Genomic DNA, 13,940 nt, shown 5'->3' on the forward strand with positions numbered 1-13,940 from the left:
AACGAGTAGAATACGCACACTTAAAAAGTGCATAAGTTAATGAATGAAACACGGTTTATGTCTCCTATAAACTGTGCAAATACTAGGGTGAATCACGTTGGAACTTTTATCTGGTGGTGAAATGCTCGTTCGTGCCCTTGCGGACGAAGGCGTAGAGCATGTTTTTGGTTATCCAGGCGGCGCAGTTTTACATATCTATGACGCGCTATTTCAACAAGACAGAATCAATCATTACCTCGTACGTCATGAACAAGCTGCTGGCCACATGGCAGATGCTTATTCGCGCGTAACAGGGAAAACAGGTGTTGTCCTTGTGACTTCTGGTCCAGGTGCGACAAATACTGTGACTCCAATCGCAACAGCCTATATGGACTCAATCCCAATGGTGATTTTGTCTGGTCAGGTTGCGACTCATTTAATTGGTGAAGATGCATTCCAGGAAACGGACATGGTCGGGATTTCCCGTCCAATCGTAAAACATAGTTTCCAGGTTCGTCATGCCAGCGAAATTCCTGCAATTATCAAGAAAGCATTCTATATCGCGTCTTCTGGCCGTCCAGGTCCAGTTGTGGTTGATATTCCTAAGGATGCAACCAACCCTACGGACAAATTTGCCTACGAATATCCTGAAAAAGTGAAGATGCGTTCATATCAACCGCCTTCACGTGGTCATTCTGGTCAAATCCGTAAGGCGATTGATGAACTGATTACCGCAAAACGCCCAATGATTTATACGGGCGGTGGTGTGGTTCAGGGCAATGCGTCTGAATTATTGACTGAACTTGCACATCTATTGGGTTATCCAGTCACCAACACATTGATGGGCTTGGGTGGTTTCCCAGGCAATGACCCACAGTTTGTGGGCATGTTGGGAATGCATGGTACTTATGAAGCCAATATGGCAATGCACAATGCTGACGTGATTTTAGCGATTGGCGCACGCTTTGATGACCGTGTGACCAACAACCCAGCTAAGTTCTGTCAAAATGCCAAAGTCATTCATATTGACATCGATCCAGCAACAATTTCAAAGACGATTATGGCGCATATCCCAATTGTGGGTGCTGTAGAGCCTGTTCTTCAAGAAATGTTGGCGCAACTTAAGCAAATGAATGTATCTAAGCCAAACCCTGAAGCGATTGCTGAATGGTGGTCTCAGATTAATGAATGGCGTAAGGTACATGGCCTTAAATATGAAACACCAACTGATGGCAGCATGAAGCCACAACAGGTTGTTGAAGCATTGGACCGTGTCACCAATGGCGAAGCGATCATTACCTCTGACGTTGGTCAACATCAGATGTTTGGTGCGTTGTACTACAAATACAAACGTCCACGTCAATGGATCAACTCTGGTGGTTTGGGAACAATGGGCGTTGGCTTGCCGTATGCGATGGCAGCCAAGCTTGCATTTCCAGATCAGCAAGTAGTGTGTATTACGGGTGAAGCTTCAATTCAGATGTGTATTCAGGAACTTTCAACCTGTAAGCAATATGGTCTGAATGTAAAAATTCTTTGCTTGAACAACCAGGCGCTAGGCATGGTAAAACAATGGCAGGATATGAACTACGAAGGACGTCATTCAAGTTCTTATGTCGATTCATTGCCCGATTTTGCCAAGTTAATGGAAGCTTATGGCCATGTGGGTATTCAGATTAACCACGCTGATGAGCTGGAAGCTAAATTAGCCGAAGCGATGGCAATTAATGATAAATGTGTATTCATTAATGTCATGGTGGACCGTACTGAGCATGTATATCCAATGTTGGTTGCGGGTCAGTCGATGAAAGATATGTGGTTAGGCAAAGGGGAGCGTACATAATGAGACATATTATTTCTGTACTCGTTGAAAACGAAGCAGGTGCGCTTTCTCGTCTGGTTGGCTTGTTCAGTCAACGTGGCTACAACATTGAAACCCTCAATGTTGCACCGACAGAAGATGAAACCTTATCTCGTTTGACATTGACCACGTATGGCGATGATCACAAGATCGAGCAAATCACCAAACAACTCAACAAACTGGTTGAAGTGGTAAAGGTGGTTGACCTATCAGAAGGTTCACACATTGAGCGTGAACTGATGTTGATCAAGGTTAAGGCACTTGGTGCGGCCCGTGCGGAAATCAAGCGTACAGCTGACATTTTCCGTGCCCAAATCGTGGATGTTACGCCAACGACCTATACCATCCAGATCGCGGGTACAACAGATAAGATTGATGGTTTCATTGATGCGCTAGCAGAAAATACCATCCTTGAGGTTGTGCGTTCAGGTGTATCGGGCATCGCTCGTGGTGAAAAGGTTTTAACAATTTAATGGCTTACCCAGTTCCTTAAATATTGGAATTGGGTGGTTACAACAGATCTATCCTTGTAGAACAAGGGAAATGACAAAAATTTTAGCGGAGAAAACAGATGCAAATTTTTTACGATAAAGACTGTGACTTATCTATCATCCAAGGCAAGAAAGTTGCAATCATTGGTTATGGTTCACAAGGTCATGCTCACGCACTTAACTTGAAAGACTCTGGCGTAGACGTAACTGTTGGTTTACGTGCTGGTTCAGCATCTTGGAAAAAAGCTGAAAATTCTGGTCTTAAAGTGTCTGAAGTTCCAGCTGCTGTTGCTCAGGCTGACTTGGTGATGATCCTGACTCCAGATGAGTTCCAATCTCAGCTTTATCGTGACGTGATTGAACCAAACATTAAAGAAGGCGCAACCTTAGCATTTGCTCATGGTTTCTCTATCCTTTATAACCAGGTTGTTCCACGTAAAGACCTGGACGTAATCATGGTTGCTCCAAAGGCACCTGGTCATACTGTACGTTCTGAATATCAACGTGGTTCAGGTGTTCCTGACCTTATCGCGATCCATCAGGATGCTTCTGGCAATGCGCGTAACGTTGCACTTTCTTACGCTTCAGGCGTAGGTGGTGGCCGTACAGGTATCATTGAAACTTCTTTCCGTGAAGAGACTGAAACTGATTTGTTCGGTGAGCAAGCAGTTCTATGTGGTGGTGCGGTTGAATTGGTGAAAATGGGCTTCGAAACTTTGGTTGAAGCGGGTTATGCTCCAGAAATGGCTTACTTCGAATGCTTACATGAACTTAAGTTAATCGTTGACTTGATGTTCGAAGGTGGTATCGCAGACATGAACTACTCAGTTTCTAACAATGCTGAGTACGGTGAATATGTGACTGGTACTGAAGTGATCAACGAACAGTCTCGTGAAGCAATGCGTAATGCGTTGAAACGTATCCAGTCTGGTGAATATGCGAAGATGTTTATTCAGGAAGGTGCATTGAACTACCCATCAATGACTGCTCGTCGTCGTCAAAACGCAGCGCATGGCATTGAAGTAACGGGTAATAAGTTACGTGCGATGATGCCTTGGATTCAAGCGAATAAGATTGTTGATAAAGAGAAGAACTAATTTCTCCAATCAATTGATTTGAATGTGAAGACCCACTCTATTTGAGTGGGTTTTTTATGTTTATTGTTACGTGCCTCAAAAAGATGAAAGCAGTGCTTTCATCTTTATTCGTACCTTGGATTCAAGCGAATAAAATTGTTGATAAAGAGAAGAACTAATTTCTCAAATCAATTGATTTGAATGCGAAGACCCACTCTATTTGAGTGGGTTTTTTTTATGTTTATTGTTACGTGCCTCAAAAAGATGAAAGCACTGCTTTCATCTTTTTCGTACCTTGGATTCAAGCAAATAAAATCGTTGATAAAGAGTTGATAACGAAAAGAACTAATTTTTAGTTTGATTTTAAAAAGCCTTGTTTCTACAAGGGTTTTTTGTTTTTAGCTTATAGTTGAGCATCCTGATGATAATCAAAAAGCCGTTTTGATGATAAATTGTAGAAATAAATACTGATTAAAGCCACGATGGCAAAAAATAATAGACTTAGACCAATAAAGTGATGTGCTGAGAAAATGAGTATAAAAACAATAACAATGGTGATTATAAATATTAAACCTAAACTTAACTCAAAATCTTTGATTACTTTCCTTTTTTCTATAGTAGGCAATAAAGCAGGCTGGCATTGCCAAATTTTAATATGTTGTGGTTGGTTGCTATATTTAAGTTTTTGATAATGATCAAACTCAATATCCTTAAAACATTCAAATAAAGCTTGTTCAAACTCTGCAAAATTGCCAATCGTTGATGGAATTTGGAAATCACAGTATTCAGGGCAATAGAAGTCAAGATGGAAATCAGAATTTTCAGTTGATCGAACGAATTGAATCTCCTGCACTGTAAATGTGCATACTGAAGACTTAATATGAATCCCTTGATAGTGTAGTGACCAAAGCTGATTTTGGCTAAAAAACAAGGCTGATTTTGAATGGAAAAATTCCAGTTTGGTTTTGTCTGTTGGAAGTAGTCGTATTTGTAAGGGCTGATATGACTGTGGTAATAAACAGAATTCGACTTTTTGTCCAATCAACTGTTCAGGGTCAAGGGGATTTTTGAACTTCTCTATTTGTGGATAAGGAATACGAAATTTTTTTCGAATGTAATCATTTGATATATCCTGAAACTCAGCTGTTAGCTCCAGCCATTTTTGTTTTTGATTCCAGACGTGAATTTGTAAAATTTCTCCCTGTGTGGCCAAATACTGATGAGCCTCTATTTCTGGCTAGTATGGCCGTAAATAATATTTTTTAAGCGAAGAAGAGATAAAACTTTGCAGTAACAGTATACCATAGCAAATCACAGCACCCAAAAATAGCCATCTACTCTGTTCTTTCTCTAAGGGAATAAAGGGAATGAAACTAGAGAAAATTCCCAACATATAAAGTAGGAATGCAAAAGATTGGATTTTTTGCTCAAACATTTGTCGATAGGTAAAGAAGTGAGGGAGTACAGAAACTCCAAGCTGTTTTTGCAGGTAATCTAGCTGTTCTTCGGAACTAATCTTTTTTAGTGTAATGAGGGGCTGTGATGGCATACGCTACATTTTTCTTTTTGTATATGAATTGAACATATCATAATTTGGTTTTATATTTTATTCTATCATTTTGATAAGAAAAGATATTTTAAATCTATACTTAAAAATTACATGATGGGCTGATAACAGAGTTATAACAATACAAAGATCAAAAAGGCATAATATATTTAAGCCTTAATTATTTTCCAGAAAATGGTTTAGGTAAAATGAAAACAATAAAATTGCTGGGTATTTTGATGTCCCAGTTCGATTTAAAACCTACAAAAACAAATAACTGAAATATTCGTACTGTCCAGTAAAAAATAAATAAGTCTTTGGGTAAAAAAATTGTGATAAAAAAACAATGTTTTTCATGGGTCTGAAATGATTGTGTGTTTTTATTCTATTGATTTATAAAGTGAAAAAGACTTGACCTTATGCTAGATGATGTTATTGTTAAGGAAAGTTTATGAATGCACTATTCATATCTTTTTTGAGTGTGAAGGATCGTTCTGAGCCTGGGCAATTTGCTCGGCAAATAAAAAAAAGTAATGGATAATCATGGAATTCCTTTATGGTACACGTTGATTACGATAACACATTGGTCATCGTTTCCATTCTGGTTGCGGTGGCAACATGCTATGCCGCAGTTTCAATGGAAGAGCTGGTTTTCAAGACTGCTTATAAAAAGTTTGAAAAAAGCATTCTGGTTGCAAGTGGCCTAATCCTGGGGTTGGCGATATGGGCAATGCATTTTGTGGGAATGCTGGCTAGCCATTTGCCAGAAGGCTATCATTTTGATCTCGGGTTAACGATGCTTTCCTATATGGTGGGTGCAATTGCCTCTATTTTTGCGGTGTGGCTGACTTCACGCCCAACCTTGCCTTTGCCTCGCCTGATTCTTGGTGCCGTGTTTATGGGCTTGGGTATAGCAGGTATGCATTATACAGGCATGATGGCACTTACAGTTGAACATCATCAGATGCATTATGATCCCTTACTCGTTATTTGCTCAGTTTTAATTGCAATCAGTGGGGCTGGTCTAAGTTTCTTCTTTATCTTTAAATATAAGTCAGCAGTCAGGTATCGGATTGGACTAAAAGCCATTGTTGCGGTGTTAATGGCGCTGAGCATTGTCGGTATGCATTACACAGGCATGGCAGCAACCTATTTTGATGAAAGTATTATTAAGGCCTTGAATGCAGCACAGACAGAGCAAAGTGTATTGTTGTTCACAATCATCTTTATTACCAGTCTGGTGTTTGTCGCAGGTTTTGCCGTTGCGGTTTTAGAATCTAGACTGGAAGAACGTAATCAGCAACTTACCTTTATAAATAAAGAGCTTGAGATTCAGTCCCTGCATGATGCCCTAACCAAGCTGCCTAATCGTATGTATTTAACCGACTATGCAGAGGTTGTGTTTAGTCATCATCGCTTGCATGAACAAAAGGCTGCCTTTTTATATATTGACCTAGATCGTTTTAAGTCGGTGAATGATGCGTTCGGGCATCATATTGGGGATCAGTTGTTGGTTCAGATGGCCAACCGTTTACACAATAAGCTAAATCAAAACCATAAGTTATTTCGTATAGGTGGCGATGAATTTGTCCTGATTTCTGAAAATACCGATATCAACGAGGCAATGCAGCTTGCCGAAGAAATCCTGCATTTTATTCAGGAAACTTATTTAATTGCCAGTAAAGACATAAACATATCCGCGAGTCTTGGGATTGCGATGTATCCTGAACATGGCACCAATATTCAGGATTTGTTGATTAATGCGGATGTTGCCATGCTGGTGTCAAAAGATCAGGGGCGTAATACCTATACCGTATTCCAGTCCATGAGCGATCAGCAAGATGTACGCAGCCAGTCCAAACTGATCAATGATTTATATAAGGCGGTTGATGAGCAGCAGTTTGTCTTATTTTACCAGCCAAAATTTACCGCGAACTATGAAGTCTGTGGTGTTGAGGCCCTGATTCGCTGGAAGCATCCAAGTTTGGGACTGCTTACGCCACAAATGTTTATTGAAGGTGCTGAAAAAACGGGTTTAATTATTCCCATGGGATATTGGGCGCTGGAACAAGCCTGTCAACAAATTCAGAAATGGGAGCAGAGCAAAAACCAGTTTTATCCAATTGCAGTGAATCTGTCAGCATTACAGTTTGAAAATAAGAAATTATTCAGTGTCCTTGAACAATTATTGGAAAAATATCAAATCCAGCCTCACAACCTGATTCTGGAAATTACTGAATCAACCGCAATGCATCACATTGATTCAAGTATTCGTACCCTGGAACGCCTGCGTAAGCTCGGCATTCGAATCGCAATAGATGACTTTGGAACAGGTTACTCAAGCTTCCTGTATTTAAAGGATTTACCTGTCGACGAACTCAAAATTGACCGTGGTTTCCTGATGGATTTACAGCCTGATTCTAAAGAAGAAGCGATTTTAGAAAGTATAATTCATCTTGCTGCAAAATTAGGTTTGGTTGTCACAGCTGAGGGAGTGGAAACACAGCAACAAGCGGATATTCTTAAAAATTTAGGCTGTAATCAATTACAGGGATACTTGCTTGGCAGGCCTGTTAATATTGATAGCTTGGTCTTGCACGGGCAGCCACATTTTGCCTAATCTTAGATAATCTGGTTTTTATATAATAATTGATTTCCATAAAGGCTGTTTATTTGTTCAATAGCTCAGCCTTTATGGGAAGTATGAACCTTTAATCAGAACGCTGGGATAGCCATTCGGTTACAACAGGCCATACAGTCTGCGGTGCCTGATTGCCTGAGACCAGCCCCATATGTCCACCTGGCACAACCTTAAATTGCTTGTCTTCACTACTGATTAAATCCATTAAAGGACGTACTGCTTCAGCAGTCACAATGATATCTGTATTACCACCCACGGCCAGCACTGAACAGTCAATGTCTTTTAAATTGGCGGTTTGCTCACCAAATTTTACTGAACCTGTAGATAATTCATTATCAATCCAGAAACGTAAAATAATGTCACGCATTACGCCGCCTGGGTAGGCCAGCATATTGTCCACAAAAGAGCTTGAGGTGGCATGGTTAACCACAAACTGGCGGTCATTCAGGTTCTTCACCAACTCCCAATAGTTCTTAAAGTTACCAATAGGATCAGTGAGTTTGAAGCCCAGGGTATTTTGCCATCCATGTACATGAAAGACACGGCTAGGCACTTGGTGGATACGGAAGTTGGTATTGCTGCGAACCCATTGGGCTGGAGCCGTTAAGCGCTGGTAAAATTTCCCCATGTAACCTGATTTATGGGTATTGATAGGTGAGGCTAAAATCACCAGATTCTGAATATTTTTATCTTTAAACAAGGAGGTGTAGCATAGTGAAAGTGCACCACCTAAGCTCCAGCCAAACAGGGAAAGCTGTTGCTGACCGCTATGTTCCCGAATTTTCTCTAGAAAATCTGGCATAAATGTTTTTACATAGGTGCCGAGGTTATATTTTGCCTGACGTAGGCTTGGCGTACCCCAGTCAATCAGATATACATCAAAGCCCTGACCAAGAAAATAACGTACCAAGCTACGATTTGGGAATAAATCATAGATCAGCATATTGGCTGCTAAAGGTGGCACGATCACTAGGGGAATACGGTGTTTCTGTACTGGGGAGTCCGTATGGGGTGTGTAATGACGTAAACTGATAATTTCACGTTGATAGACCACGTCAAAGGGAGTCTTTCCAGACAATGCAAGCTGGGCCCCGCGAAAGATACGGTCTGTTGCATTGGAATATATATGACGTGCTTGATGGCTGGTACGGCTATTAAGCACTTTTTTTGCAGTTCGTGAACGAAGCAGGGCACGTTTAACTTTCGGCAATTGAGTCATGATGAACCTAAACTCTCAGGTTGCTATTCAGTAGCGGCATATTAGAAGAAAAATGACATGAGCTCAGTGACTCATTTGCTCAACTTGTCTTACAAAATGATCAATTTGAAATAACGAGTATTTGGACAAGCTTATTTCTTTCCAGTCCTGTGTGAAGTTGAGCCTATAGATAGATAATGAATTTAAATGTGTGTTTTAAGCATTTATTTTGATGGGCAATTAATTTGAATATTTTACATATATTCATCATTTTTTCTTAATGTATTGAAAAAATTATATTATTTATATTTCATCCTATTTTTAAAGAAATTAATCCTCATGTATTTAATTATGTTAAACTCAATATTAAATATTTTGTTCTAATAACACATAAAATGTTACATAGATGCTATTTTTTATTATAATAAATGTGTAATTTGAGCATTTATTTGCTATATTAAATTATGAGCTACAAACCCTGAAAAGGCTCCTCATTCGCCATCTCTTTTTTATTTTTTAGAGATGGTTTTTTTTATTGTAAAGCTGATCTAATGCCTGTTTGTGGCAAAAGTATGGGTGCTTAAACTTTCAGGATAGGAGTGATTTGCTTGTTCATTTTTATTAATTACAACAACTTAGGATTGAAAAAATATTGCTAAAATACTTAAGATTTTGATTAATATTAATTTAATCTGTTTTCTTTTGACTTGTAAGTAAAAACACATCAACTTTTTTAAAAAAAAGCCTACAATCCACATCCTCACTTAAGGCGAATTCAGCTAGAATAAGGAAAATCCTATTTTTTTTATTGTTAAAGTTCTTTTAATGTTGAGCTAAAGGTTGGAGTTTACATGAGTAAAGAGACATCAACTTTAGTAAATTCTGAAGATACGATGTTGTCTCATGATACTGAAACGACACTGGAGCATGTCGTCAGTATCATGCCTCAGTTGATTCATTGGCTGATCAAGTCTGGCATTGGTTATAGTGAATTTACCACTGCGCTTAAAGCATTATTTTATAACGAAGCAATAAAAGAACTGGATAAGATTCAACAGAAGAAAACCGATTCCGCAATAAGTTTGTTGTCTGGTTTAAATCGCCGTGATGTAAGGGCTTTTTGTCAAAGCTATGGCGAGTATGCTTTGGTTGATCAATTTAGCCTACAGCTTCCGATCAGTGTTCCTGCACGTGTGGTTGGTCTTTGGGTGAGTCAAAAATTACCAGAACGGATTCCTTTTCAGGGTAATGAAAATAGCTTTGAAAGTCTTGTGAGACAAATTTCTTCTGAGAAACATCCAAAATCAATTCTATTGGAATTAAAAAGGTTGGGAATTGTTCTGGAAGAAAATGATGAAGTGATTCTACAAAATTCCAGTTTTACTCCAGATCCACAAATGGATGAGAGTAAGCAATTATTTTCTCAAAATATTTCCGACCATCTTGCTGCTGGAATTAGTAACCTGACTAGACAGAGCAATTTTCTGGAACAGGCAATATTTGCTGATGAGCTGAGTCAGGAATCTGTTGAAAAGTTAAATCAATTGAGTGTTGATTTATGGAACCTGATGTCAAAGGCGGTTATTTCTGCTGCTATTGATTATTGTAAGAATGATGAAAATTCAGCAGATGCCACTAAACGATTTCGTCTGGGCGTTTATCAGTACGATGAGTGACATCGTCCTAAGCAGTATCGTATATTGCGAAGTGCGAATAGAAACCTTTCTAATTCAGCTCAGCAGACTGAGAGTACAACGCTATCATTTGTTCTTATCTATTTGTAGTGTATTGAAATTCGGTCAATTTAAAACCCATTATAAGACAGATCATTTGCATTAGAGGTAGAGTTGTATATAATTTTTTGAAAGTGGATTATCTAGAAATTTTCATTTTCAAAATGATCACTGTGTAATTTCAGTTATTAGATGACATATACAATAATTTCATATTGCAAGATTTCCCTGAATTCTCTCAATTTATTCTTTTCTTGTAATGCCATATAACTGACTTTGTGAAGTGGATTAATTGTTTCAACATATACCTTTCGCTTTCCTTGCCAAATATCTTTATCATTTACGTCAATTTCCTTACCATTCCAAAGATCTTCATAAAGAATCTCATCAGAACCAAAGAGTCTTTCTTGTCTTAAATTAAAATGAGGTAACGAACACCCGTCAGGTACAATAATTTTAAATTTTAGTTTACCTGCTTTGGACAAATTCCAGTTTTTAAAATTTAAAGAGCAACGATTTTGCTGTCCTAAATACGGTTTATAGCAAGCCATGATACGGTCCATGATTCTAAATTGATCAGACATTGTATTTTCCCCTAAAAGGCTAATAGATTGATCCGTGATCCTGTAGCAATAAAAGAAATTTCTACTTTTTATTACTCCAGTATTAAGCGGTCTTAAAAATAGTTTTTTCTCAAGCTATTTTTTATGAAATCATTTTAAATTTTAATTGCTTACTGTTGCTGTGTGGAACCATATATTTTGGCTCTAGTTCACTACTTAATATTGTATTTTCTTTTTTTAAATCACAACATTGTAGATGAGTCAGTAACCTCAGCTAGTCATTAATTTCGTTTTTTTACCCTGCCTATCTTGTGCAAGCCCCTCCAGAGAACTGAATAGGAAACTTTATAACCAAACTTCTGCTCAAAAGGATCAAGTAAGTCCCTAATTTGTGTAAAGGGCGTTGATTTTACAAATTCCTCAAAACTTTCTAAATCCTTAATGCTAAAAGGTCGGCCATTCCTGATGGCAGGTAATGGTTTCAAATCCTGTGTGATTTGTTCCAGTAAAATCCATTCATCCAGGGTGGACCTGGCGATATTAAACCTTTTGCAGACTTCAGATTTATGTTGTGTTTGATGGTAGGCAGCCATTACTTTCTTACGAAGATCTAATGAATATGCTCGCATAAAGTCTACTTATTGTTTCCTTTCCTGTTTTATGTAAGTTCCACATTTTTAAATCTTAAGTACCCCCCCCCCATGCTTTCAGGTTCATGGTGAGCCATTTTTCTTAACAAATTCACTCAAGTGACTTACTTGATGAAATGTATCACTAAAATTAAACTATGTACATATTGAACATATTTTTAATATAAATTTAAGGAAAAAAATTATTTTTTAATTTTTTATATGATTTTTTTAGAATAAGTAATTGATTTAAATTTATTTTTGTATTTTATTTTATTGTTTTTAAAGTTCTTGATAATGAACAACCTATGTGCTAACTTTTTATACGTGTGCAGATTACACATTTGAATATTGATTTAATGATTCATGTCGCATAATGGTTATGCTGAACTTATGGGATTTTTAAAAATCAATATTTATCAACAATATAATTAGTATGCAAAGGAACACGTAATGAAAAAGACTTTTCAATTATCAGTAATAGCAACAGCTTTATTGGCTGCAAATGTATATGCAGCTCAAACAAACATTGGCACAGGGAATACTGCAACTGGACCAGATACAACGGTTGTCGGTACAAATAATGCGGCGGCGAATACAACTGTGGTTGGTACAGATAATACTGGAACAGGCAATGAAGGTTTCACTGGTGGTACAGGAAACACAGTAAATGGACATTGGTCCGCTGTTATCGGAAATGGTAACAGCACAACTGGCATTCGCTCCACTGTGCTCGGAAGTGGCAATACCACCGATAAAGATTTTGCTACAGCGGTTGGTAATGATATTACTGTAAATGGACAAGCATCGCAGGCGGTTGGAAATAAAATCACCATTGCAGATGATAATGGTACAGCGGTCGGTGGCAATATTGATTTAAAAGGAAATCAAGCCAGTGCATTTGGTGACTCGGTTACTGTCAATGGTACAGGTGCAACATCCGTAGGTTCTACGTCAGAAGCATCAGGTGAGTATGCAACTAGTCTGGGTTTTGGTGCAAAAGCAACCGCAGACAATGCCATTGCCACAGGCAGTAATGCAGTCGCAAGTGGTATAAATTCGATTGCGATTGGTAGTGGTGCGGAAGCCAGTGCGGAGGGTGGTGTTGCAATAGGTGCAGGGGCAAAAGTAACAGGTGCCAACTCGGTAGCGATTGGTGCAAATACCGTTGCAGATCAAGATAATACTGTTGCAATGGGTGATCGTCGTGTGGTTTATGTTGCAGATGGTATTAATGATAAGGATGCAGTGAATCTTGGACAATTAAAATCAGAGCTTGCAAAAATTAATAATGCGCCTGCACAAGCAGACTTAGATGCGATTAATACCAAGATTGATACTGAAAAAGCTGAGCGTATTGCAGGTGATACACTTTTAGATGGCAAAATTGCACAAGAAGCAGCAGACCGTACCACCGCGGTGAACAATGAAAAAACTGCTCGTATTGCTGGTGATGATGCTTTGCAAACAAAGATTGATGACGAAGCAACCTTACGTGCAGGTGCGGATGCAACTGAAAAAGCAGATCGTATTGCAGGTGATGCCGCAGAAAAAGCAGAACGCACTACTGCGATTAATGCTGAACGAGATGCACGTATCTTGGCAATTAATAATGAAGCAACTCTACGTGCCGATGCGGATGCACAAGAAAAAGCAGACCGTATTGCAGGGGATCTCGCAGAGAAAAATGCTCGTATTGCAGCAATCAATAATGAAGCGACCTTGCGTGCTAATGCAGATGCAACTGAAAAAGCGGAACGTATTGCAGGCGATGCCGCAGAAAAAGCAGAACGTACCGCAGCGATTAATAATGAAGCAACCTTACGTGCTAATGCGGATGTTGCATTAGGTAAGCGTATTGATGGCGAAACTGCAACTCGTGTAGCAGAAGTAAAACGTCTGGATGGTCGAGTTGACCAATTAAACTATCGCTTAGACCGTGTGGAAACAACTGCTAACCGCGGTATCGCAATTTCATTGGCAGCGTCACAGGCAATCCCAAGTCTCCAACCTGGTCAGGTTGCTGTGTTTGGTGGTGTTGGTTATTACGAGGGTGAAGCAGCAGGCGCATTTGGCGCGGTTACCTCATTTAGTGACCGCCTATCTGGCAGCGGTGCATTTGGTGTTGCTGATGGTGGAAAAGTGGGTGGTCGTGCTGGTGTAGCGTATGTCATCGGAGGGAACTAAGTCGTACTTAGTTAAATGAATTACTAAGTTAGATTT

At 39.0% G+C, this 13,940-nt stretch carries 10 protein-coding genes; 6 read left to right on the forward strand and 4 right to left on the reverse strand.

What is annotated here, in order from left to right; all coding sequences use genetic code 11:
* Window positions 1–97 precede the first annotated feature (97 nt).
* From QLH32_RS13785 to ilvC, 3 genes are all read left to right on the forward strand, one after another.
* Window positions 98–1,822: an acetolactate synthase 3 large subunit gene (locus QLH32_RS13785; RefSeq protein WP_283266647.1), complete on the forward strand. Its 1,725-nt coding sequence runs from the start codon at window positions 98–100 to the stop codon at window positions 1,820–1,822.
* Window positions 1,822–2,313: an acetolactate synthase small subunit gene (gene ilvN / locus QLH32_RS13790; protein WP_262466117.1), complete on the forward strand. Its 492-nt coding sequence runs from the start codon at window positions 1,822–1,824 to the stop codon at window positions 2,311–2,313. The genes QLH32_RS13785 and ilvN overlap by 1 nt, the downstream gene beginning before the upstream one ends.
* Before the next feature lie 98 nt (window positions 2,314–2,411).
* The gene (ilvC, locus tag QLH32_RS13795) at window positions 2,412–3,428 is read left to right on the forward strand and encodes a ketol-acid reductoisomerase (RefSeq protein ID WP_004659026.1); all 1,017 of its coding nucleotides are present in this window, start codon (window positions 2,412–2,414) and stop codon (window positions 3,426–3,428) included.
* 382 nt (window positions 3,429–3,810) lie between these two features.
* Here the strand turns inward: ilvC and QLH32_RS13800 are convergent, their stop codons facing one another.
* Window positions 3,811–4,452 (reverse strand): hypothetical protein, encoded by a 642-nt coding sequence (locus QLH32_RS13800; RefSeq protein ID WP_283266648.1) that lies wholly within the window; start codon window positions 4,450–4,452, stop codon window positions 3,811–3,813.
* Between the two features lie 1,057 nt (window positions 4,453–5,509).
* Between QLH32_RS13800 and QLH32_RS13805 the strand changes: the two genes are divergently transcribed.
* On the forward strand, window positions 5,510–7,573 hold the full coding sequence (locus QLH32_RS13805; RefSeq protein WP_283266649.1) for a putative bifunctional diguanylate cyclase/phosphodiesterase: 2,064 nt from the start codon (window positions 5,510–5,512) through the stop codon (window positions 7,571–7,573).
* Window positions 7,574–7,664: 91 nt separating this feature from the next.
* Here QLH32_RS13805 and QLH32_RS13810 read toward each other — a convergent pair whose 3' ends face one another.
* Window positions 7,665–8,813, reverse strand: coding sequence for an alpha/beta fold hydrolase (locus QLH32_RS13810; protein WP_283266650.1), 1,149 nt, complete (start codon window positions 8,811–8,813; stop codon window positions 7,665–7,667).
* 830 nt (window positions 8,814–9,643) lie between these two features.
* Between QLH32_RS13810 and QLH32_RS13815 the strand changes: the two genes are divergently transcribed.
* The gene (locus QLH32_RS13815; RefSeq protein ID WP_283266651.1) at window positions 9,644–10,468 is read left to right on the forward strand and encodes a hypothetical protein; all 825 of its coding nucleotides are present in this window, start codon (window positions 9,644–9,646) and stop codon (window positions 10,466–10,468) included.
* Between the two features lie 245 nt (window positions 10,469–10,713).
* Here QLH32_RS13815 and QLH32_RS13820 read toward each other — a convergent pair whose 3' ends face one another.
* Complete coding sequence (locus tag QLH32_RS13820) at window positions 10,714–11,109, reverse strand: hypothetical protein (protein WP_283266652.1); 396 nt, start codon at window positions 11,107–11,109, stop codon at window positions 10,714–10,716.
* Between the two features lie 260 nt (window positions 11,110–11,369).
* Window positions 11,370–11,717 (reverse strand): IS630 transposase-related protein, encoded by a 348-nt coding sequence (locus QLH32_RS13825; RefSeq protein WP_283266653.1) that lies wholly within the window; start codon window positions 11,715–11,717, stop codon window positions 11,370–11,372.
* Between the two features lie 453 nt (window positions 11,718–12,170).
* Here QLH32_RS13825 and QLH32_RS13830 point away from each other — a divergent pair, with 453 nt between their 5' ends.
* Window positions 12,171–13,904, forward strand: a complete 1,734-nt coding sequence (locus QLH32_RS13830; RefSeq protein ID WP_283266654.1) for a YadA-like family protein — start codon at window positions 12,171–12,173, stop codon at window positions 13,902–13,904.
* The last annotated feature ends 36 nt before the right edge of the window (window positions 13,905–13,940 follow it).

It is taken from the genome of Acinetobacter corruptisaponis (assembly GCF_030053775.1).
Taxonomy (GTDB): Bacteria; Pseudomonadota; Gammaproteobacteria; order Pseudomonadales; family Moraxellaceae; genus Acinetobacter; species Acinetobacter corruptisaponis.